General features: G+C 68.8%; 17 protein-coding genes and 2 pseudogenes. 6 read left to right on the top strand and 13 right to left on the bottom strand.

Annotation, left to right across the window (positions count from 1 at the left end; genetic code table 11):
• Positions 1-49: 49 nt before the first annotated feature.
• The 5 genes and pseudogenes from ACQ86G_RS18525 to ACQ86G_RS18505 form a co-directional block, all read right to left on the bottom strand.
• Positions 50-921: pseudogene (locus tag ACQ86G_RS18525) on the bottom strand (2OG-Fe(II) oxygenase).
• Positions 922-1,026: 105 nt separating this feature from the next.
• The gene (yaaA, locus tag ACQ86G_RS18520) at positions 1,027-1,812 is read right to left on the bottom strand and encodes a peroxide stress protein YaaA (RefSeq protein WP_431256690.1); all 786 of its coding nucleotides are present in this window, start codon (positions 1,810-1,812) and stop codon (positions 1,027-1,029) included.
• A gap of 97 nt (positions 1,813-1,909) precedes the next feature.
• Positions 1,910-3,280, bottom strand: coding sequence for a TolC family outer membrane protein (locus ACQ86G_RS18515; RefSeq protein WP_431256689.1), 1,371 nt, complete (start codon positions 3,278-3,280; stop codon positions 1,910-1,912).
• A gap of 236 nt (positions 3,281-3,516) precedes the next feature.
• Entirely contained in the window at positions 3,517-4,170 is a 654-nt protein-coding gene (locus ACQ86G_RS18510; protein ID WP_431256688.1) for a protein-L-isoaspartate O-methyltransferase family protein, read from the bottom strand.
• Positions 4,171-4,262: 92 nt separating this feature from the next.
• Positions 4,263-4,877: a TetR/AcrR family transcriptional regulator gene (locus ACQ86G_RS18505; RefSeq protein ID WP_431256687.1), complete on the bottom strand. Its 615-nt coding sequence runs from the start codon at positions 4,875-4,877 to the stop codon at positions 4,263-4,265.
• Between the two features lie 423 nt (positions 4,878-5,300).
• On the opposite strand from ACQ86G_RS18505, the gene ACQ86G_RS18500 reads away from it, so the two are divergent.
• The 4 genes from ACQ86G_RS18500 to mnmH all read left to right on the top strand — a co-directional run bounded on the left by ACQ86G_RS18500 (position 5,301) and on the right by mnmH (position 10,881).
• Entirely contained in the window at positions 5,301-6,128 is an 828-nt protein-coding gene (locus ACQ86G_RS18500; RefSeq protein WP_431256686.1) for an undecaprenyl-diphosphate phosphatase, read from the top strand.
• Between the two features lie 148 nt (positions 6,129-6,276).
• Complete coding sequence (gene map / locus ACQ86G_RS18495; RefSeq protein ID WP_431256685.1) at positions 6,277-7,095, top strand: type I methionyl aminopeptidase; 819 nt, start codon at positions 6,277-6,279, stop codon at positions 7,093-7,095.
• A gap of 16 nt (positions 7,096-7,111) precedes the next feature.
• Positions 7,112-9,778: a [protein-PII] uridylyltransferase gene (locus tag ACQ86G_RS18490; protein WP_431256684.1), complete on the top strand. Its 2,667-nt coding sequence runs from the start codon at positions 7,112-7,114 to the stop codon at positions 9,776-9,778.
• A gap of 35 nt (positions 9,779-9,813) precedes the next feature.
• Positions 9,814-10,881, top strand: a complete 1,068-nt coding sequence (mnmH, locus tag ACQ86G_RS18485; RefSeq protein ID WP_431256683.1) for a tRNA 2-selenouridine(34) synthase MnmH — start codon at positions 9,814-9,816, stop codon at positions 10,879-10,881.
• A 109-nt stretch (positions 10,882-10,990) separates the two neighbouring features.
• Here mnmH and ACQ86G_RS18480 read toward each other — a convergent pair whose 3' ends face one another.
• The 4 genes and pseudogenes from ACQ86G_RS18480 to ACQ86G_RS18465 form a co-directional block, all read right to left on the bottom strand.
• Positions 10,991-11,398 carry an FKBP-type peptidyl-prolyl cis-trans isomerase gene (locus tag ACQ86G_RS18480; RefSeq protein WP_431261444.1) on the bottom strand — a complete coding sequence of 136 codons (408 nt, stop codon included), beginning with the start codon at positions 11,396-11,398 and terminating at the stop codon, positions 10,991-10,993.
• Positions 11,372-11,716: pseudogene (locus ACQ86G_RS18475) on the bottom strand (FKBP-type peptidyl-prolyl cis-trans isomerase); the annotation flags it as partial. The pseudogene ACQ86G_RS18475 and the gene ACQ86G_RS18480, both read right to left, overlap by 27 nt.
• Positions 11,717-11,821: 105 nt before the next feature.
• On the bottom strand, positions 11,822-12,727 hold the full coding sequence (gene gluQRS / locus ACQ86G_RS18470) for a tRNA glutamyl-Q(34) synthetase GluQRS (protein ID WP_431256682.1): 906 nt from the start codon (positions 12,725-12,727) through the stop codon (positions 11,822-11,824).
• Positions 12,724-13,686 carry a LysR family transcriptional regulator gene (locus tag ACQ86G_RS18465; RefSeq protein WP_431256681.1) on the bottom strand — a complete coding sequence of 321 codons (963 nt, stop codon included), beginning with the start codon at positions 13,684-13,686 and terminating at the stop codon, positions 12,724-12,726. The genes gluQRS and ACQ86G_RS18465 overlap by 4 nt, the downstream gene beginning before the upstream one ends.
• 105 nt (positions 13,687-13,791) lie before the next feature.
• On the opposite strand from ACQ86G_RS18465, the gene ACQ86G_RS18460 reads away from it, so the two are divergent.
• Complete coding sequence (locus tag ACQ86G_RS18460) at positions 13,792-14,514, top strand: pirin family protein (RefSeq protein WP_431256680.1); 723 nt, start codon at positions 13,792-13,794, stop codon at positions 14,512-14,514.
• A gap of 38 nt (positions 14,515-14,552) precedes the next feature.
• On the top strand, positions 14,553-15,263 hold the full coding sequence (locus ACQ86G_RS18455) for a DUF599 domain-containing protein (protein ID WP_431256679.1): 711 nt from the start codon (positions 14,553-14,555) through the stop codon (positions 15,261-15,263).
• Between the two features lie 42 nt (positions 15,264-15,305).
• On the opposite strand, the gene clpB is transcribed toward ACQ86G_RS18455, so the two are convergent.
• The 4 genes from clpB to ACQ86G_RS18435 all read right to left on the bottom strand — a co-directional run bounded on the left by clpB (position 15,306) and on the right by ACQ86G_RS18435 (position 19,891).
• Positions 15,306-17,918 carry an ATP-dependent chaperone ClpB gene (gene clpB, locus ACQ86G_RS18450; protein WP_431256678.1) on the bottom strand — a complete coding sequence of 871 codons (2,613 nt, stop codon included), beginning with the start codon at positions 17,916-17,918 and terminating at the stop codon, positions 15,306-15,308.
• Positions 17,919-18,004: 86 nt separating this feature from the next.
• Complete coding sequence (locus ACQ86G_RS18445; RefSeq protein WP_431256677.1) at positions 18,005-19,006, bottom strand: LD-carboxypeptidase; 1,002 nt, start codon at positions 19,004-19,006, stop codon at positions 18,005-18,007.
• Entirely contained in the window at positions 19,003-19,308 is a 306-nt protein-coding gene (locus ACQ86G_RS18440) for a CrcB family protein (protein ID WP_431256676.1), read from the bottom strand. The genes ACQ86G_RS18445 and ACQ86G_RS18440 overlap by 4 nt, the downstream gene beginning before the upstream one ends.
• Before the next feature lie 70 nt (positions 19,309-19,378).
• On the bottom strand, positions 19,379-19,891 hold the full coding sequence (locus ACQ86G_RS18435; protein WP_431256675.1) for a molybdenum cofactor biosynthesis protein MoaE: 513 nt from the start codon (positions 19,889-19,891) through the stop codon (positions 19,379-19,381).
• Positions 19,892-20,012 lie beyond the last annotated feature (121 nt).

Raw genomic sequence — 20,012 nt, 5'->3', positions numbered from 1 at the left:
CGCTCGTGATGATGAACGGGAGTCTAGCGGGCGGCCGGTCAAGACCGCGTCAAACGAACTCGCCCTGACGTAACCATTTCGTGGCCACCCATTTCTCGCCTTCGACGACCGGCGCGCCGCCGTGCAGCGTCAGCGTCGCGGGATCCGGACGGTCGTAGCTGAAGAAGACCGCGTTGCCCTTCTGGGCCATCACGTCGAGCTTGATGTCCGGGAAGACCGTCGCGCCGCCGCGGGGCGGCGTGTTCAGGTACATCACGATGGTGGCGACCCGCTGGCCGCCCCGCTCCAGGATCGCCTTGCTGCTGGCGTGGCGCGGATCGAAATAGTCGTAGTGCGGCTGGTATTCGGCGCCGGCGCGGTAGCGCAGCACCTGCAGGCCCTCGCCGTTGCGCAACGGCCAGTTCAGCAGCGTGGCGATGCGGCGCTCGATGCGGGCGACGACCTCGTTCTCGCCACGCTCGAAGAACATGCCCTCGCTGGTGCGGGCGGCATTGACCTCGCTGCCCTCGCGCTGCGAGGCGACGGTCTCCGATCTTGCCAGGCGCTGCCCCGCATTCGACACGATCGCGTCGCACTCCTGCTCGGACAGCAGGTTGCCGAACACGATCACCCGCGGCCGCTGCAGCGCCATCAGGATCTCGACCCGATGGCCGTCGGGCAGCAGGACACTGCGCTGCTCGTTGAGGTCGGGCTCCGGCAGGGAGCCCGGTTCGACCGCCCGCTCCGGGATCACGGGCAGCGTCAGGGGGCTTCGAACGGCGCTTCGGCCCCCTGGTGCTCGGCCAGGGCCTGCTGCGCCATCGCGGGCTGCCAGCCGCTGGTGAGCATGGCCTGGTACAGCGCGTCGCGCGTGATGCCATTGCGCAGTTGCGTGGCGACCCAGTCGCGCAGCTCCGGCGTGAGGTATTGCGAGTTACTCATATCCGCAACGGTATCAAACTGATGAGGTTCTGCCTGTATCCCGGTGTGCCGGAAACCGGTCGCCGCTTACGCTTGGCTGCGCATTCGTCGCCGGCCGTCCGGACCTCACTCGGCGATCCGGCGTCGGAAGACCAGCCGGTCCGGCTCGCTCGCCTCGGCGGCGTAGGCGTAGCCGTCGACGGCGAAGTCCTGCAATCCCGACGGCGTGCCGATGCGATGCTGGATCGCATGACGCGCCATCAGGCCGCGGGCGCGCTTGGCGAAGAAGCTGATGATCTTGTAGCGGCCGTTCTTCCAGTCCTCGAACTGGCACTCGATGACCCGCGGCTTCAGGACCTTGCGGGCGGCGGCCTTGAAGTACTCCTGCGACGCCAGGTTCACGATCACCGGCGACTGGAGCTGCGCGCTCTGCGCGTTCAGATGCTCGGCGATCGTGTCGCCCCAGTAGGCGTAGAGGTTGCCGCCCTTGTCGTTCTTCAGCGCCGTGCCCATCTCCAGCCGGTAGGGCTGCAGCCGGTCCAGCGGGCGCAGCACGCCATACAGGCCCGACAGGATCGCCAGGTGGCGCTGCGCCCATTGCAGGTCGTCCAGCGACAGCGTCGAAGCCTGCAGGCCGTCGTACACGTCGCCGTTGAAGGCGAGCACGGCGGGCTTGCTGTTCTTGTCGGTGAAGCGCGAGGACCACGCGTGATAGCGGGCGACGTTCAAGGTCGCCAGCGCCTCGGAGATGTCCATCAGGCCGCCGATGTCGGCGGGCGACCGGGTCTTGAGGATCTCGATCAGCTCGGCCGACTGCGGCACGAACTGGGGACGGCTCGCGAGCGCGGCGATGGCGTCCGGCGTGGGGGTGTCGTAGTCCAGGGACTTCGCGGGGGAGATCACGAAAAGCATGGGGCGGATTGTCGCGCGTCCGACGCGCAAGACCTGTCACCAGCGGCCCGGATGGACGAAAGCCGCCCGGAGGCGGCTTTCGTCCAAGGCGGCCCGCTTACTTCGCGAGCAGCGTGTTGATCGCCGTCACATCCTCGGGGCGGAGCTGCCCGGAGGCCTGACGCAGCTTGAGGCTGTTGACCAGCACGTCGTAGCGGGCCTTGGCGAGGTCGCGCTGCGTCGTGTACAGCTGCGTCTGCGCATTGAGCACGTCCAGGTTGACGCGCACGCCGACCTTGTAGCCCAGCTGCGTCGCTTCCAGCGCCAGCTTCGAGGACGACTCGGCCGCCTCGTACGCCTTGACCTGCGCCTGCAGCGACTGCACGCCGAAGAACGCGCGCTTGGTGCTCTCCTCGACGCTGCGGCGGGCGAAGTTGAGGTCGTTGCGGGATTTCTCCTCCAGCGACATCGTCTCCTTGATGCGGTTGGTGATCTGTCCGCCGGTGTAGACCGGCAGGTTCACCGACACGCCCAGCGAGCCCTGCTTCGTGTTGCCGGTGTAGCTCACGCCCTCGCCGGTCTGGCGCTGCACGCCCAGCGAGGCGTTCAGGTCGACGGTGGGCCAACGGGCGCCCTGCGCGCGATCGATCTCGATCTTGGCGATGTCCAGGCCCAGCTGTGCCTTGCGGATGGCGGGATGGCCGTCCTCGGCCTGGGTGACCCAGGGTTCCACCGTCGACGGCGCCACCGGCGGCAGCGCCACCGGCACCGCCAGCGGACGCGGCTCGACGCCGACACGGCCCACCAGCTGGTCCAGCGTCACGCGCTTGACGCGCAGGTCATTGTCGGCAGCCAGTTCCTGCGCGGTCGCCAGGTCATACCGCGCCTGCGCTTCACGGGTATCGGTGATGGTGGCGGTGCCGACCTCGAAGTTGCGCTTGGCCGAGGCCAGCTGTTCCGCGATCGCGGCCTTGTTGGCGCTGGAGGTCGACAGCGTGTCCTTGGCGCCCAGCACGTCGAAGTAGGCCTGCGCCACGCGGACGATCAGGTCCTGCTCCGCCGACGCCAGGTCGGACTGGGCGACATCGACGCCCAGGCGGGCCTGCTCGATGCTGCCGGCATTCGGCCGGTTGAAGACCGCGTACTTCGCGCTCAGTCCGGCGTTGCTGACCGTGTTGCCCTGCCAGCCGGTATTCACCGAGCCGCCCTGGCCGTTGGGGATCGCCGGCAGGTCGACCTCGTTGCGCGTCGCGCCGACGCCCAGGCCCACGCTCGGACGCGCCAGCGCCTGCGCCTGTCCGTAACGGTACTGCGCCGACTCCGCCACCGCGCGCGCGGCGAGGAAGGTCGCGTCGTAGGCACGGGCCGCGTCGTACAGCTCTTGCAGGCTCTGCGCCTGGGCCGCGCCCGCCGCGAAGGCGAGCGCCGCGGCCAGGAGCGTGACCCGCGGCAGGCGGGAGGTCGGAGACGGACGGCGTTCAGCGGCCATGAGGCATCCTCGTGTCGATGTGATGTTCTTCGGATCGATCCAACTGCGGACCGGCCGCGGCCAGACCGCGGACGGGATTCAGTACCTCGGCACCGGCGGGTCGATCGCCTCCGATCCGACCCGGGTGCCGCGGGCGAGGTTATAGATCACCTCCCCCACTTCCCTCGAAAGAAATGCGACGACCTGCAGTCTTCGCCCCCTTCGACGGCAAATACGCGCGACGGACGGCAGGCGCCTCAGAAGGTGAAGTGCGAGCCCGTGTCGACACCGTCCAGGCGTTGCACGACCGTCTCGAACAGGTTCTTCGTCGCGAATTCGCGCTCGCCGGTGCGGGTGATGATGCGCGCGGTCATCGCGGGCTCCTCGCCGACGATCACGCCCATCCGGCCGCCGACCTTGAGCTGGTCCAGCAGCGCCTGCGGCACCTGCGCGACCGACCCGGACAGCAGGATCACGTCGAACGGGCCTTCGGCGGGCAGGCCCTTGGCGCTGTCGCCCTCGACCACGGTCACGTTCAGCACGCCGTTGCGGCGCAGCGCGTCGCGGGCGGCTGCCACCAGCTGCGCGTCCTGCTCCACGGTGAAGACCTGCTGCGCCTTGTGGCCCAGCAACGCGGCCATGTAACCCGCGCCGGTGCCGATCTCCAGCACCTTCTCGTGCCGTTCGATCTTCAGTTCCTGCATCCAGCGGGCCTCGACCCGGGGCGGCAGCATCTTGCGACCGTGCGCCAGCGGCAGCTCGACGTCGGTGAAGGCCACGTTGCGGTAGGCGGCCGGCACGAAGTCCTCGCGCTTGACCACGGCCAGCAGGGCCAGCACCGAGGTGTCCAGCACATCCCACGGGCGGATCTGCTGTTCGATCATGTTGAAGCGGGCTTGTTCGAAATTCATGTTCTGGTCCTCTGGCGCCGCGCGGCGCGCCAAATTCGGTCGGGAATGCAGTCGGAGGCGATCCGGAAACGGTCGGGAATGCGGGCGGTATTCTAGGCGGCCGGCCGCGGGGTGGCCGGATCCCGGGGGCGGTTGAGGAGCCCCTCGAACATCAGTTCGAGCTGCAGCTTGAGCACGACCTCGGGTTCGGGCTTGTGATCGTGCACCGCGCCGGCCTTGCCGATCGAGTGCTGATGCAGCACCAGATGGAGCACCGGCCCGATCAGCACCATCACGCAGGCATCGGGGTCCACGTCGCGGAATTCCCCCGAGGCGATGCCCCGGCGCACGACCTCGGCCAGCAGTGCGCAACTGGGCCCGATGACCTCGTCGTTGTAGAACGCGGCCAGCTGCGGGAAGTTGCCGGCCTCGCTCATCATGATCTTGTGGATGCCGCCGGCCGGGGTCAGCCCCATGCGCTCCCACCAGCTCCACAGCATCCAGGTCAGCAGCTCGGCCATCGAGCCCTGGTGCTTGCCCAGCTCGGAGACGCCTTCGGCGATCTTGGTGCCGATGGACTCGCGCACCACCGCCTTGAACAACTCCTCCTTCGAGGGGTAGTAGAGGTACAGCGTTCCCTTGGACACCCCCGCCTTGGCGGCGACCTCCTCCGACCGGGTGGCGGCGAAACCCTTCTCGACGAACAGCGCCAGCGCGGCTTCCAGCAATTCCTGCGGCCGCGCCTCTTCCGCCGCTGTCGAGCGGACGACGGCGCCGGAGCGGCGGTCTTGGCGGAAGCGCGAGGCATGGAGAAGGAACGGGACAACTTACTCCCTCTCCCGCTTGCGGGAGAGGGTGGGGGTGAGGGCGCGCGCAGCGCGCGGGATCGGCGAACGGCTCAAACAGCCAGAAAATTAACTGACTAACCGGTCAGTAATGTAGCGGCGAGCTTTCAGACCGGTCAAGCGTCGCCCCACCCGCGCAAGGCCTGGCACGGAGCCCTTTAAGAGGGACTGAAGGCCTTCACGCGCCTCTCACGCCGGACCCGCCCATCCGGGTGCTGCACCGCCGCAAACCCGGCCCGGGCCGCGGCTATGATCCCCGCCGACCCGCCTCCACCCCCGAGCGAGGCGGCATTCTGGAGTCGTAGTTTGGACACTGTGCTGCTGATCAAGGCCGCGATCATGGGGATCGTCGAAGGCCTGACCGAATTCCTGCCGATCTCCTCGACCGGCCACCTGATCCTGACGGGCGCGCTGCTCGGCGGCTTCGAGGATGCGCGGGGCAAGGTGTTCGACATCGCGATCCAGACCGGGGCGATCCTGGCGGTGATCATCGTGTACTGGCAGCGCCTGCGCGAGACCGCCGCCGGCCTGGGCAGCGACGTGCGCGCGCGCCGCTTCGTGCTGAACGTGGCGATCGGCTTCCTGCCGGCGGTCATCCTGGGCCTGCTGTTCGGCAAGGTGATCAAGGAACACCTGTTCACCCCCGTCGTGGTGGCGAGCACCTTCATCATCGGCGGCTTCATCATCCTGTGGGCGGAACGCCGCCAGCAGACCGCGGTGCGCATCCAGGACGTCGACCAGATGTCGCCGATGGACGCGCTGAAGGTCGGCTTCGTCCAGTGCCTGGCGATGGTGCCGGGCACCAGCCGCTCCGGCGCGACCATCATCGGCGGCATGCTGCTCGGCCTGTCGCGCAAGGCGGCCACCGACTTCAGCTTCTTCCTGGCCATCCCGACGCTGATCGGCGCCGGCCTGTACAGCCTGTACAAGGAGCGCTCGGTGCTGTCGACCGGCGACATCCCGCTGTTCGCGGTGGGCCTGTTCTTCTCCTTCGTCAGCGCCTGGATCTGCGTGCGCTGGCTGCTGAAGTACATCGCCAGCCACAGCTTCGTGCCCTTCGCCTGGTACCGCATCGCCTTCGGCATCGTGGTGCTCGTGACCGCGTACACCGGCGTCATCGTCTGGGCTGAATAACCCCCCTACCGGCTGCGCCGGCCCCCAGGGGGCGAGCCCATGAGTCTGGCGGAGCCAGATCTCCGGGCTCCGCTTGAAAAGTCGGCCGCCTTCGGGGCCTCCGGTGGGGATCCGGCGTTTCCGATTGGCGGCGGCTAAAATCGAACCCATGACCATCACGATCAAGACCGGCGCCGACATCGACGCCATGCGCATCGCCGGGCGTCTGGCGTCCGAGGTGCTGGACATGCTGACCCCGCACGTCAAGCCGGGCGTCAGCACCGAGCACCTCGACAAGCTGGCCCACGACTACATCGTGAACGTGCAGCAGGGCATCCCCGCCCCGCTGAACTACCAGCCGCCGGGCTACACGCCCTACCCGAAGTCGATCTGCACCTCGATCAACCATCAGGTCTGCCACGGCATCCCGAACGACCGTCCGCTGAAGAACGGCGACATCGTCAACATCGACGTCACCGTCATCAAGGACGGCTGGCACGGCGACACGAGCCGCATGTTCGTCGTCGGCGAGGGCTCGATCGCGGCCAAGCGGCTGTGCGCCTTCACCTACGAGGCCATGTGGAAGGGCATCCAGAAGGTCAAGCCGGGCGCGCGCCTGGGCGACATCGGCCACTCGATCCAGACCTTCGCGGAGAACGCCGGCTTCAGCGTCGTGCGCGAGTTCTGCGGCCACGGCATCGGCCAGAAGTTCCATGAGGAGCCGCAGGTGCTGCACTACGGCCGCCCCGGCACCCTCGAGGAGCTGGTGCCCGGCATGGTCTTCACGATCGAGCCGATGATCAACGCCGGCCGGCGCGAGATCCGCGAGATGGGCGACGGCTGGACCATCGTCACCAAGGACCGCTCGCTGTCGGCGCAGTGGGAGCACACGGTGCTGGTCACCGAGACCGGCTTCGAGATCCTGACGCAGTCGGCCGGCACGCCGCCGCCGCCCGCCTTCGCCCTGCCCCAGGCCGTGCCGGCCTGATCCGCGCGGACCGCCCATGAACGCCAGGACGCCCGGCGAGGTGGGCGCTTCGCCCCCGGTCCCGCCTGACGCGCTGTCGGCCGCGCTGTCGGTCGCGGACTTGCGCCAGCACTTCAAGGCCGGCAAGCAGCAGTTGCTGGAGGACTTCGCGGCCGCCAAGGCCAGCGTGTCCGCGGCCACGCGGCTGATGCGCCTGCTGGCGAAGCATGTCGACGGCACGCTGCAGGCCTTGTGGACGCAATCGGGCATCGCCGCGGCGGCGCCCGAGGCCGCGCTGGTCGCGGTCGGCGGCTACGGGCGCGGCGAACTGTTCCCGCATTCGGACGTGGACGTCCTGCTGCTGCTGCCCGACGCCCTCCCCGACGGCGTCACGCCCGACCAGCCCGGGCCGCTCAAGCACGCGATCGAGGCCTTCATCACCGCCTGCTGGGACATCGGCCTGGAGATCGGCTCCTCGGTGCGTTCGGTCAAGGAATGCCTGGACGAGGCCGCCGGCGACGTCACCATCCAGACCGCGCTGCTGGAGTCACGCTGGCTGGCGGGCGCCAGGCCGCTGGTGAAGCGCTTCGACCAGGCCTTCCGCGCGGCCGTCGATGCGCGTGCCTTCATGCGCGCCAAGACGCTGGAGATGCGCCAGCGCCACACGAAGTACGAAGAGACGCCTTACGCCCTCGAGCCCAACATCAAGGAGAGCCCCGGCGGTCTGCGCGACCTGCAGGTGCTGATCTGGATCGCGCGCGGCGCGGGCCTGGGCAAGACCTGGCCCCAGCTGGCGGCCAAGGGATTGATCACGCCCTTCGAGGCCCGCCAGCTCCAGCGCAACGAGGGCGTGCTCAAGAGCATCCGCTGCCAGCTGCACCTGGCGGCGAGGCGGCGCGAAGACCGGCTGGTCTTCGACCTGCAGACCTCGGTGGCGGAGCGCTTCGGCTACGAGTCGACGCGCTCGCTGCGGGCCTCCGAGAAGCTGATGCGCCGCTACTACTGGGCGGCCAAGGCGGTCACCCAGCTCAACCAGATCACGCTGCTCAACCTGGAAGAGCAGATCAACGGCACCCGCGACAACGAATTGCGTCCGGTGAACGCGCGTTTCCTGGAGCGCAGCGGCATGCTGGAGATCGCGAGCGACGATCTTTATGAGCGCGAGCCGCACGCGATCCTCGAGACCTTCCTGATCTACCAGCAGACGCCCGGCATCAAGGGCCTGTCGGCGAAGACGCTGCGCGCGCTCTACAACGCGCGCGGCCTGATGAACAGCGCGTTCCGGCGCGACCCGGCCAACCGCGCGATGTTCATGCGCATCCTCGACGAGCCGCAGGGACAGACGCACGCCTTCCGCCTGATGAACCAGACCTCGGTGCTGGGGCGTTACCTGTGGGTGTTCCGGCGCATCGTCGGGCAGATGCAGCACGACCTGTTCCACGTCTACACGGTGGACCAGCACATCCTCATGGTGCTGCGCAACATCCGGCGTTTCTTCATCCCCGAGCACACGCACGAGTACCCGTTCTGCTCGCAGCTGGCGGCGCAGTTCGACCGGCCGTCGGCGCTCTACGTCGCGGCGCTCTTCCATGACATCGCCAAGGGCCGGGGCGGCGACCACTCCGACCTCGGCGCGACCGAGGCGAAACGGTTCTGCCGCGCGCACGGCCTGCCCAAGGCCGATGCCGCGCTGGTCGTGTTCCTGGTCGAGCACCACCTGACGATGTCGCGCGTCGCGCAGAAGGAGGACCTGTCCGATCCGGAGGTCATCCAGCACTTCGCCCAGAAGGTGAAGGACGAGCGCACGCTGACGGCGCTCTACCTGCTGACGGTGGCCGACATCCGCGGCACCGGCCCCAAGGTCTGGAACGCCTGGAAGGGCAAGCTGCTCGAGGACCTGTACCGGCTGACGCTGCGCGCGCTGGGCGGCGCGAAGCTGAACATGGCCGCGGAGATCGAGGCGCGCAAGCAGGAGGCCCGGCAGGAGCTGGCGCTGAAGGCGCAGCTGCCGGGCACCGAGGACGCGTTGTGGAAGACGCTGGACCTGAGCTATTTCGCGCGGCATGACGCGCCGGACCTGGCGTGGCATGCGCGCGCGCTCTGGCGGCATGTCGAGAGCACCGTGCCCGTGGTGCATGCGCGGCCGTCGCCGGTCGGCGAAGGCCTGCAGGTGCTCGTGTACGCGAAGGACCTGCAGGACCTGTTCGCGCGCATCTGCGGCTACTTCGACGGCGCCGGCTTCAACATCCTGGACGCCAAGGTCCACACGACCCGCAGCGGGTATGCGCTGGACACCTTCCAGGTCATCGCGCCGGAACTGGACCTGCACCACCGCGACCTCACGGCGCTGGTCGAGTCCAAGCTCGGCCAGGCGCTCGTCGCGCAGGGGCCGCTGCCGGAGCCGCGCAAGGGTCGGCTCTCGCGCCGCGTGAAGAGCTTCCCCTTCACCCCGCGCATCGCGCTGCGGCCGGACGAGCGCGCGCAACGCTGGCTGCTGTCGGTCAGCGCCACCGATCGCGCGGGCCTGCTGTACGCCATCGCACGGGTGCTGGCGCGGCACGGGATCAATCTGCAACTCGCCAAGGTCTCGACGCTCGGCGAGCGCGTGGAAGACACCTTCCTGCTCGACGGTGCGGCGCTGCAGCAGAGCCGCATGCAACTGCAGATCGAAACGGAACTGCTGGACGCCCTGTCGGTGCAGTGACGGCACGATGACTGCGCCAGCACAATGACGGCGCCATGAGCCAGTACCACGTGATCCCATCGGCCGAGGCCTTCGCGCGGCTCGACGGGTTCGGCACCGTGATCGACGTGCGCTCCCCCGGGGAGTTCGCCGAAGACCACCTGCCCGGGGCGCTGAACTGGCCCGTCCTCGACGACGAGGAGCGCCGCATCGTCGGCACGCTCTACCGCCAGGATCCGCTGGAGGCGCGCAAGCTCGGCGCGGCCATCGTCGCGCGCAACATCGCTCATCACCTCGACGCCAACCGTCCGCTGATGCAGAAGCATTGGCGGCCGCTGGTCTATTGCTGGCGTGGCGGCCAGCGGTCCGGCGCGATGAACTGGTTCCTGAACCAGATCGGGTTCAAGTCGCTGCAGCTGGTCGGCGGCTACAAGGCTTTCCGCGGCGAGGTGATCAAGACCTTGGCGGAACAGCCGGCCCGGTTCGACTTCGTCGTGCTGTGCGGTCGCACCGGATCAGGCAAGACGCGGCTGCTGCAGGCGCTCGCTGCCGCGGGCGAGCAGGTGCTCGACCTCGAGGCGCTGGCACGTCATCGCGGCTCGGTGCTGGGCGCGCTCCCCGATCGGCCTCAGCCGAGCCAGAAGGCGTTCGACACCGCGCTCTGGCAGGCGATGGTGACGCTGGATCCGGCCCGACCGGTGTTCGTCGAGAGCGAAAGCCGCAAGATCGGCGGCGTCCAACTGCCCGAGCCGCTTCACCTCCGGCTGCGGCAACACGGCCGGTGCGTGTGGATCGACATGGCCGAGGCGGGACGCGTGCAGTTGCTGCTCGAGGATTACGCCCACTTCAAGGACCGTCCCGAGACGTTCAACTCGCTCATCGGCGGACTGGTGACGCTGCGCGGTCGCGAGCGCGTGACGCGCTGGCAAGCCCTGGCCCTCGGCGGGCAATGGACGGAAGTCTTCGGGGAACTGATGCGGGATCACTACGACCCCGGCTATGAACGCTCGCTCACGAACCAGTTCCCGAAGCTGGCCGACGCGCCGAGGGTGTCGCTGCTCGATGGCGGCCTCGAGGAGATGGACAGGGCCGCACGGGAACTCGTCGTGCTCGGGCGCCTTTGACATCGGCGGCCTCACGGTGCGAGACCCCGCCAGGGGCGTCGGCTGACAAGGGAACTCGGCCGCCGGGCCGAGACCCGGCGGGCTGCAGGGAGCGGAAGAAAGCCCTGGCTCAGACAGCCAGCAATTCCACTTCGAACAGCAGCGTCGCATGCGGCGGAATGACGCCGCCGGCGCCGTAAGCGCCATAGCCCAGCTCCGACGGGATGACGAGGAACCGGGTGCCGCCGACCTTCATCCCTTGGACGCCTTCATCCCAACCCTTGATGACTTCACCCGCGCCCAGATGGAAGCGGAACGGATCGCGGCGGTCCTTGGAGGAGTCGAACTTGCGCCCGCGCTGGCCGTCCTTGTAGAGCCATCCGGTGTAGTGGACGGTGACGCGCTTGCCGGCTTCGGCGACTGCACCCTCGCCTTCCTTGACGTCCTCGAACTGCAGGCCGCTGGCGGTGGTGGAGAGCTGGTTGAGTTCGATGGCTTCAACGCCGCCGGACACGCCGAGCAGTTCCACCTCGAACATCAGCGTCGCATTCGGCGGGATCACGCCGCCCGCGCCGCGTGCGCCGTAGCCGAGCTGCGGCGGGATGACGAGCACGCGCGTGCCGCCGACCTGCATGCCCTGGACGCCTTCGTCCCAGCCCTTGATGACCATGCCGCCGTCGAGTTCGAACTCGAACGGTTCGCCGCGGTCCTTGCTGGAGTCGAACTTGGTGCCCTTCTCGCCGTCCTTGAAGAGCCAGCCGGTGTAATGCACCTTCACGTCCTGACCGGCCTTGGCGGTGGCGCCGGTGCCGGGGGTGGTGTCGTCGTATTGCAGGCCGCTGTCGGTCGTCTTCATCGGGGAGTTCCTTGAAAGGGGGATGCCGGTGACATCCCGAAATGCAAAGGCGTGATCATGCCAGCCGCCGAGGGCCCCGGGCCCGGCCTTGGGGTCGGGGACGGATCAGGGCAGGCGTACACGCCACGCCACCACGGCGTGTTCGAGCCACTCGGGCATCGTCCGCGCCTCCAGGGCCGGCAATCCGAGACGGATGCCGGCGCGTTGCAATGCGGCAAGCGGGTCGCCCAGGTCCAGCGCCTGGGCGCCGTTCTGCTTGGACAGCTTCTCGCCGTTGTCGCCGAGCACCAGCGGCGTGTGCAGGTGGCGCGGCCGCGGCAGGCCGAGCAATTCCTGCAGCCGGATCTGCCGAGGCGTGTTGTCGGCGAGATCCTCGCCGCGGACGACGTCGGTGATGCCCTGCCAGGCGTCGTCGACGACGACTGCCAGCTGGTAGGCCCAGAGGCCGTCCGCGCGCAGGAGGATGAAGTCGCCGACCTCGTCCGTCAGGTCCTGCGACTGCGCGCCAAGCCGGCGATCGCGCCAGTCGATGCGCAGCGGTGCGTCGCCGTCGACGGTCGAGGTGCTGCGCAGCCGCCACGCCCGCGCGGGCTTGCCGTGCAGGCCGTGACGGCAGGTGCCCGGATAGACGAGCTCCCCGTGCCGCTCCCGCTGGCCGCCGCGGGCGGCGATCGCCTCGGCGATGTCCTTGCGCGAGCAGCCGCACGGATAGGCCCAGCCTGCGGCGATCAGCCGATCGAGCGCGGCCCGGTAGGCCGCATCGCGGCGGGATTGCCAGATCGGCGGCTCGTCCGGCAGCAGCCGCACCTGCGCGAGCTGCGACAGCACCACCGCATCGGCGCCGGCCGGACAGCGCGGCCGGTCGACGTCCTCGATCCGGATCAGCCAGCGCCCGCCATGCGCCCGCGCGTCGAGCCAGCTCGCCAGCGCCGCGACCAGCGACCCCTCATGCAGCGGCCCCGTGGGCGACGGCGCGAACCGGCCGACGTAGCCCCGCCCCCGCTGGATCACAGCAGCAATCCTTCGTGCTGCTCGATCAGCGAGCGCCGCGTCGTCTCGCTCCTGAGCCGGTCCAGCCACCAGGCCAGCGCCTTGGCCGGACGATGGCCGGTGTTGCGCCAGGCGTAGTGCATCGGCGAGATCCGCCGGCCCTGGAAGGTCTCCTTCTGGACCAGCCGCCCCGCATCGACGTGCCGCCGCACCATCGGCGTCGGCAGCGAGCCCACGCCCAGGCCACGCAGCATCGCCTCGAGCTTGATCGCCATCGACGGTACCGTCAGCACCTCCTGCCCGGGCACCACGCCGACGGTCATCGGCGCGAGGCTGCGCGCCGTGTCCGCCACCGCGACGATGCGATGGCGGGCGATGTCGGCCGAGGTCAACACCCCCTCGAATCCCGCCAGCGGGTGATGCGGCGCGACGCAGAACACCATCTCCATCGGCCCCAGCACCTCGCAGACGACCGAGCTCCCCGGCGGCTGCGCGCTGGTGCCGATCGCCAGGTCCGCCTGGCCGGAGATCAGCGCCTCCCAGGTGCCGGCGAGCACTTCGGTGCGCAGCTTCAGGCGCGTCGGCGGCGGCTTGCCGTCCTCGGCCTGCAGGTAGAAGGCCTCCATCAGGTCGAAGATCGCGCGCCGCGCGATCGCGTCGTCGAACGCGATGGTGAGTTCGCTCTCCCAGCCCGTGGCGACGCGCTTGACCCGGTTCGCGACGGCATCCATCTCCTGCAGCAGCCGACGCCCTTCGGTCAGCAACTCATGCCCCGCCGCGGTCAACACCGCCTGACGCGAACTGCGGTCGAACAGCAGCACGTCCAGCGCGTCCTCGAGCTGGCGCACCGAGTAGGTCAGCGCCGACGGCACTTTCCCCATCTCCCGCGCCGCCGCGGCGAAGCTGCCGCTGCGCGCGATGCTGTCCATCATCGCCAGCGCTTCCGGCGTCAGCACCCGGCGTTTGTCTTGTTGAGCCATGCCTTCATCTTATTTGAATGCTGGCTTCAAGCCCCGTGAGTCCATCGCCAACCAGCAGGCCCTCTCCACCACACACCGGGGGCCCGCCACAGAAGGAGCATCCCCATGCGTGAAGTCATCAAGTCCTCGGATCGCGGCTATGCCGACCACGGCTGGCTGAAGAGCTTCCACAGCTTCTCGTTCGCGGACTATCACAACCCGCGGCGGATGGGCTTCGGCCCGCTGCGCGTGATCAACGAGGACCGCATCGCCGGCGGCACCGGCTTCGGCACGCACGGCCACCGCGACATGGAGATCATCAGCTACGTCCTCAGCGGCGAGCTGGCGCACCAAGACAGCATGGGCAACGGCACGCCGGGCGGCGCCAACGCGGGCGTGATCCGTCCGGGCGACGTGCAGCGCATGAGCGCGGGCACCGGCGTGCGCCACAGCGAGTTCAACCACTCGAAGGACGGTCAGACCCACTTCCTGCAGATCTGGATCATGCCGGACCGTCAGGGCGTGGAACCGGGCTACGAGCAGAAGCATTTCGCCGATGCCGACAAGCGCGGCAAGCTGCGCCTGGTGGCCTCGCCGGACGGCGCGCAGGACTCGGTGTCCATCCACCAGGATGCGCGTCTGTACGCCGGACTGTTCAACGGCGATGAACGCGCCGAGCTGCCGCTCGCGGCGGAGCGGATCGCCTACGTGCACGTCGTGCGCGGTCAGGCGACCGTGAACGGGGAAGCGCTGGGCGCCGGCGACGCGCTCCAGCTCGCCAAGGAGCCGGGTATCGCGATCGAGGCCGGCCAGGACGCCGAGGTCCTGGTGTTCGATCTGCCGGTGTGAGTCCGCGGGCGGGCGCAAGCCCGCCCTACACTCGCCCGATGCAATCGCTTCGACCCCTGCTGGCCGCGTTGCCGCCGCTCGACTGGGCCGCGCTGGGCCTGTTCTTCGTGACCTGGATCGGCTACGCCGAGTTCTCCAAGCGCCATGCCGACGGGCAGGGCTCGCTGCTGGCCATCACCAACCGGGTGCGCCGGCAGTGGATGCTGCAGCTGACCTACCGCGACATGCGGGTGCTGGACGGCGCGGTCAGCCAGGCGCTGCTGTCGAGCCCGTCTTTCTTCGCCTCCACCACCATCCTGATCATCGGCGGCCTGCTGGCCGCGCTGGGCACCAGCGAGCAGACCAGCGCGCTGGTGCTGGGGCTGCCGTTCGCGGTCAAGACCAGCACGCTGGTGTTCGACATCAAGCTCGCGCTGCTGACCGCGATCTTCGTGTACGCCTTCTTCCGCTTCACCTGGAGCATGCGGCAATACACCTTCGGCGCGCTGCTGGTGGCGTCCGCGCCGGAGGCCGGCCAGTTCGCGCAACTCGGATCGCAGGCCCGCGAGGAATTCGCCGACCGCGCCGGCGCCGTCGTCGGCATGGCGGCGGAGGCCTTCAACGACGGCCTGCGCGGCTACTACCTGGCCTTCCCGGTGGTGGGCTGGTTCTTCTCGCCGTGGGCGCTGATGTTCGCGGCCGTCGGCGTCGTCTATGTGCTGTACCAGCGCGAGTTCCGCTCCGAGGTCCTCGAGAAACTGCGCGCCTGAGACGCCGCGCCGGTCATCCGACCGGCGCGGCGCTCCGTGACGTCAGTGCACCACCCTGCCGAAGGAGAACTCGCCGGGTTCGCCGCCGGGTGACGTCTCGACGCTCACCGGGATCACGTCCTTCGGGCCGAAGCGGCCCTGCAGGATGAGCTTGGACAGCGGGTTCTCGATCCGCTGCTGGATCGCGCGCTTGAGCGGCCGCGCCCCGAAGACCGGATCGAAGCCGACCTTGACCAGCTCGTCGAGCGCCTCGTCGCTGACGTCGAGCTTCATCTCCAGCTTGTCGAGCCGCTGCTCGAGCTGACGCAGCTGGATCTTCGCGATCGACTTGATGTGGTCCGCGCCCAGCGCATGGAAGATCACCGTCTCGTCGATGCGGTTGAGGAACTCCGGCCGGAAGTGCGCCTTGACCTCGCCCCACACCGCGTCACGGATGACCTCGTCGGACTCGCCTTGCAGCGCCATGATGTGCTGCGAGCCCAGGTTGGACGTCATCACGATCACGCAGTTCTTGAAGTCGACCGTGCGGCCCTGGCCGTCGGTCAGCCGACCGTCGTCCAGTACCTGCAGCAGCACGTTGAACACGTCCGGGTGCGCCTTCTCGACCTCGTCGAGCAGCAGCACGCTGTAGGGCTTGCGGCGCACCGCCTCGGTCAGGTAGCCGCCCTCGTCGTAGCCGACGTAGCCGGGAGGCGCGCCGATCAGTCGGCTGACCGAGTGCTTCTCCATGAACTCGCTCATGTCGATGCGGATCATGTGGTCCTCGCTGTCGAACAGGAAGCCCGCCAGCGCCTTGCACAGCTCGGTCTTGCCGACGCCGGTCGGACCCAGGAACAGGAAGCTGCCCAGCGGCTTGTCCGGATCCGACAGCCCGGCGCGCGAGCGCCGGATCGCATCCGCGACCGCGACGATGGCCTCGTCCTGGCCGACGACGCGCTCATGCAGCTTGTCTTCCATCTGCAGCAGCTTGTCGCGCTCGCCCTGCATCAGCTTGTCCACCGGGATGCCGGTCGCGCGGGCGACCACCTCGGCGATCTCCTCGGCGCCGACCATCGTGCGCAGCAGCTGCGGCTGGGTCTTGTCCTTGGCTTTGCCCATCTCCTTGGCCTGCGCCTCGTTGAGGCGCTTCTCCAGGTCGGGCAGCTTGCCGTACTGCAGCTCGGCGACCTTGTTGAAGTCGCCCTTGCGCTTGAGTTCCTCGATCTGGAACTTGATGCGGTCGATCTCTTCCTTGACGTGCGCGGAGCCCTGGGCCTGCGCCTTCTCGGAGGCCCAGATCTCTTCCAGGTCGTTGTATTCGCGCTGGAGCTTGAGCAGCTCTTCCTCGATCAGGGCGAAGCGGCGCTGCGAGCCCTCGTCGGTCTCCTTGCGCACCGCTTCGCGCTCGATCTTGAGCTGGATCATGCGGCGGTCGAGCCGGTCCATCGCCTCGGGCTTGGAGTCGATCTCGATCTTGATCTTGGCCGCGGCCTCGTCGATCAGGTCGATGGCCTTGTCGGGCAGGAAGCGGTCGGTGATGTAGCGGTGCGAGAGCTCGGCCGCGGCGACGATGGCCGGGTCGGTGATCTCGACGCCGTGGTGGACCTCGTACTTCTCCTGCAGGCCGCGCAGGATGGCGATGGTCGCTTCGACGGTGGGTTCGTCGACCAGCACCTTCTGGAAGCGGCGCTCCAGCGCGGCGTCCTTCTCGACGTACTTGCGGTACTCCTCCAGCGTGGTCGCGCCGATGCAGTGCAGCTCGCCGCGCGCCAGCGCGGGCTTGAGCATGTTGCCGGCGTCGATGGCGCCCTCGGCCTTGCCGGCGCCGACCATCGTGTGGATCTCGTCGATGAACAGGATGATGCGGCCTTCGTCGGCGGCGACTTCCTTGAGCACGGACTTCAGGCGTTCCTCGAATTCACCGCGGAACTTGGCGCCCGCGAGCAGGCCGGCCATGTCCAGCGACAGCACCCGCTTGCCCTTCAGGCTCTCGGGCACTTCCTCGTTGACGATGCGCTGCGCCAGGCCTTCGACGATGGCGGTCTTGCCGACGCCGGGTTCGCCGATGAGCACGGGGTTGTTCTTCGTGCGGCGCTGCAGCACCTGGATGGCGCGGCGGATCTCGTCGTCGCGGCCGATCACCGGGTCGAGCTTGCCGGCACGGGCGCGCTCGGTCAGGTCCAGGGTGTACTTCTTCAGCGACTCGCGCTGGCCCTCGGACTCCTGGCTGTCGACCTTCTGGCCGCCGCGCACGGCTTCCACGGCCGTTTCCAGCGCCTTGCGGGTGAGTCCATGGCCGCGCACGACGCCGGCCAGGTCGCTCTTCGCGTCGGCCAGCGCCAGCAGGAACATCTCGCTGGCGATGAAATGGTCGCCGCGCTTGGAGGCGTCCTTCTCGGCGTTCTGCAGCAGGCTGACCAGGTCCCGGCTGGGCTGGACCTGCTGGCCCTCACCCTGCACCTGCGGCAGGCCGCCGAGGATGCCGTCCAGCGCGCCCTTGAGGGCGGGCACTTTCACGCCGGCGCGCTCCAGCAGCGCCTTCGGGCCGTCGTCCTGCGCCAGCATCGATGCCAGCACGTGGACGGGTTCGATGTAGGGGTTGTCGCGCGTCACCGCCAGGCTTTGGGCCTCGGCCAGCGCTTCTTGGAATCGGGTGGTGAGCTTGTCGACTCGCATGGGTAAAAACCTCCGTTGCGAACCCAAGTGGGAATGTGACCCCAATTTTCAAGAGGAGACTACGGCAAGCGGCGCGCCCATTCACCTCATGCGAGGAACTGGCTCAAGGTCGCGTGGCCGGGCTGCCAGTCGATGCGTCCCAGCGCGCCTTGGACGATGGACCACTGGGGACCGACATGGCCGATGTCGAGGTCCAGCAGCAGCGGGCACGGCAGATCGCCGAGCGCTCGCTGCAGCGCGTGGGCTTCCGTGAAATCACCGCCCGAGGCGATCTCCTTGGCGACCGCGCTGCGGCCGAAGACGACGCCGGCGGCGCCGTCGAACCAGCCCGCCAGTCGCAGGCCGTGCAACGCGCGGGCCAGCTCGAAGGGCGGCAGCTCGGCGACCTCGAAGAACCAGAGCGGCCGCTCGTCGTCACCCATCGCGGCGCGCCAGGCGGCGACGTCGGCCACCCTCGCGCCGGCCAGCCGCGACAGCGAGTCCAGGCATCCGCCGACCAGGCAGCCTTCGATCGACAGGGGCTCGATGCCGCCGTCGAGTCGCCTCGCCACGGTACCCGGCGCCGAGTCCTGTTCGAACGGTGCGCCGCCCTCGGCGAACCACAGTTCGAAGATCCGTTTCGACACCGCGTCCAGTGCCGTGTCCCCCAGCTGCATCAGGTTGGGCCCGTGCAGGGAGGCCCAGCCGGCGCTCAGCAGCAAGGGCACCTGGATCGTCGACAGGTCGGAGAAGCCGCTGAACCACTTGGGCGGCACCTCCCGGAGTCGCTCGAAGTCCAGCTGTCCCAGCACCTCGATCGCCAGCTCGCCGCCCCAGGGCGGGATCACGGCGGCCACCTCCGGATCGAGCAGCACCTCCATCAACTCAGCGGCACGCTCGGCGGCGTTCGCGCTGGCCCCCTGGACCTGCTGCCGCAGCGACCGCCCTTCGCGGACGATGAGTCCCTGACGCCGCAGCATCCAGAGCGCGGCGTCCAGGCGTTGATGCATCGCCGGCTTCACGCCCGACGACGGGGCGACCACCGCCACCGTGTCGCCCGCACGCAGCGGCCGGGGAAATCGGATCGGGGCGTCTGCCGCGGCGCTCATGCCGAGGTCAGCATCTGCATGACCTTGAGCCCGGCCGCAGCGGCCGCCAGCGAGCCCACCACGTGCGCCGCCGAATGCGACAGCGCCATCAGGAATTCGCCGCGCTGCAGCAACGACAGCGATTCGCCGGAGAAGGAAGAAAAGGTCGTGAGCCCGCCGAGGAACCCGGTGACGAGCAGCAGCTTGAGCAGGTCGTCGGGGTAACGCCCGAACCACTCCAGCGCCATGCCGATGAGGAAACCGCCGACGAGATTGACGGCCAGCGTGCCGAGCGGGAAACCCTGCCACTTCGCGTTCAACATCAGCCCCGCGCCCCAGCGCACGAGCGCGCCCCCGAGGCTCCGACGGACACCGCCGCCACCTGCATCCAGCTCATCGACCGTTCCCCTCCACGTTGATCCCCCATCGCGCGAGCGCCTCGTCATCGGCGACACGCGCGTCCACCCAGCGGGCGCCGTCCGGTCCGTGTTCCTTCTTCCAGAACGGCGCCTGCGTCTTCAAGTAGTCCATCAGGAACTCGCAGGCCTGGAAGGCCTGGCCGCGATGGCGCGAGCTCACGAGCACCAGCACGATCTGATCGCGCGGTCGCAGCGCGCCGACGCGATGGACGACGCGGGCACCACGGATCTCGAAGCGCCGGAAGGCCTCGTCGATCATGGCCTCGATGGCGGCCTCGGTCATGCCGGGATAGTGCTCGAGCTCCATCAGCGACACGGGCGTGCCGTCCGCGCCGTCGCGCACCGTGCCGACGAAGCTCACCACGGCACCGATGCCGCCGTCATCGGCGCGCAGCGCCAGCGTCTCGGCGCTGAGGTCGAAGTCGGCGGTCCGGACGGAGACGCGGGGGCGCGCGAGGCGGGCAAGTTCATCGCGACATTCTGGCATCGCCCACGTCATCTCCGCGCTTGATGACTTCTTGATATCGGAGGGCCGGGTCTTGCCCCGACCTTGATGCGCGGCTCCCTACGCTGGAGGCCTCGCAACAACGGCGCGCGATCCGCGCCCC

The sequence above is a fragment of the Roseateles chitinivorans genome (assembly GCF_050632145.1).
Classification (GTDB): domain Bacteria; phylum Pseudomonadota; class Gammaproteobacteria; order Burkholderiales; family Burkholderiaceae_C; genus Roseateles; species Roseateles chitinivorans_B.
This window is presented reverse-complemented; position numbering and strand designations above follow the sequence as displayed.

What these genes read in the sequence shown, in the direction of transcription:
- ACQ86G_RS18515 (WP_431256689.1), bottom strand. Translation starts at nt 3,280, where the DNA reads ATGGCCGCTGAACGCCGTCCGTCTCCGACCTCCCGCCTGCCGCGGGTC.
- ACQ86G_RS18510 (WP_431256688.1), bottom strand. Translation starts at nt 4,170, where the DNA reads ATGAATTTCGAACAAGCCCGCTTCAACATGATCGAACAGCAGATCCGC.
- ACQ86G_RS18490 (WP_431256684.1), top strand. Translation starts at nt 7,112, where the DNA reads ATGAACGCCAGGACGCCCGGCGAGGTGGGCGCTTCGCCCCCGGTCCCG.
- ACQ86G_RS18440 (WP_431256676.1), bottom strand. Translation starts at nt 19,308, where the DNA reads ATGTTGAACGCGAAGTGGCAGGGTTTCCCGCTCGGCACGCTGGCCGTC.
- map (WP_431256685.1), top strand. Translation starts at nt 6,277, where the DNA reads ATGACCATCACGATCAAGACCGGCGCCGACATCGACGCCATGCGCATC.
- ACQ86G_RS18465 (WP_431256681.1), bottom strand. Translation starts at nt 13,686, where the DNA reads ATGGCTCAACAAGACAAACGCCGGGTGCTGACGCCGGAAGCGCTGGCG.
- ACQ86G_RS18480 (WP_431261444.1), bottom strand. Translation starts at nt 11,398, where the DNA reads ATGTTCGAGGTGGAACTGCTCGGCGTGTCCGGCGGCGTTGAAGCCATC.
- mnmH (WP_431256683.1), top strand. Translation starts at nt 9,814, where the DNA reads ATGAGCCAGTACCACGTGATCCCATCGGCCGAGGCCTTCGCGCGGCTC.
- ACQ86G_RS18445 (WP_431256677.1), bottom strand. Translation starts at nt 19,006, where the DNA reads ATGAGCGCCGCGGCAGACGCCCCGATCCGATTTCCCCGGCCGCTGCGT.
- yaaA (WP_431256690.1), bottom strand. Translation starts at nt 1,812, where the DNA reads ATGCTTTTCGTGATCTCCCCCGCGAAGTCCCTGGACTACGACACCCCC.
- ACQ86G_RS18435 (WP_431256675.1), bottom strand. Translation starts at nt 19,891, where the DNA reads ATGCCAGAATGTCGCGATGAACTTGCCCGCCTCGCGCGCCCCCGCGTC.
- clpB (WP_431256678.1), bottom strand. Translation starts at nt 17,918, where the DNA reads ATGCGAGTCGACAAGCTCACCACCCGATTCCAAGAAGCGCTGGCCGAG.
- ACQ86G_RS18460 (WP_431256680.1), top strand. Translation starts at nt 13,792, where the DNA reads ATGCGTGAAGTCATCAAGTCCTCGGATCGCGGCTATGCCGACCACGGC.
- ACQ86G_RS18455 (WP_431256679.1), top strand. Translation starts at nt 14,553, where the DNA reads ATGCAATCGCTTCGACCCCTGCTGGCCGCGTTGCCGCCGCTCGACTGG.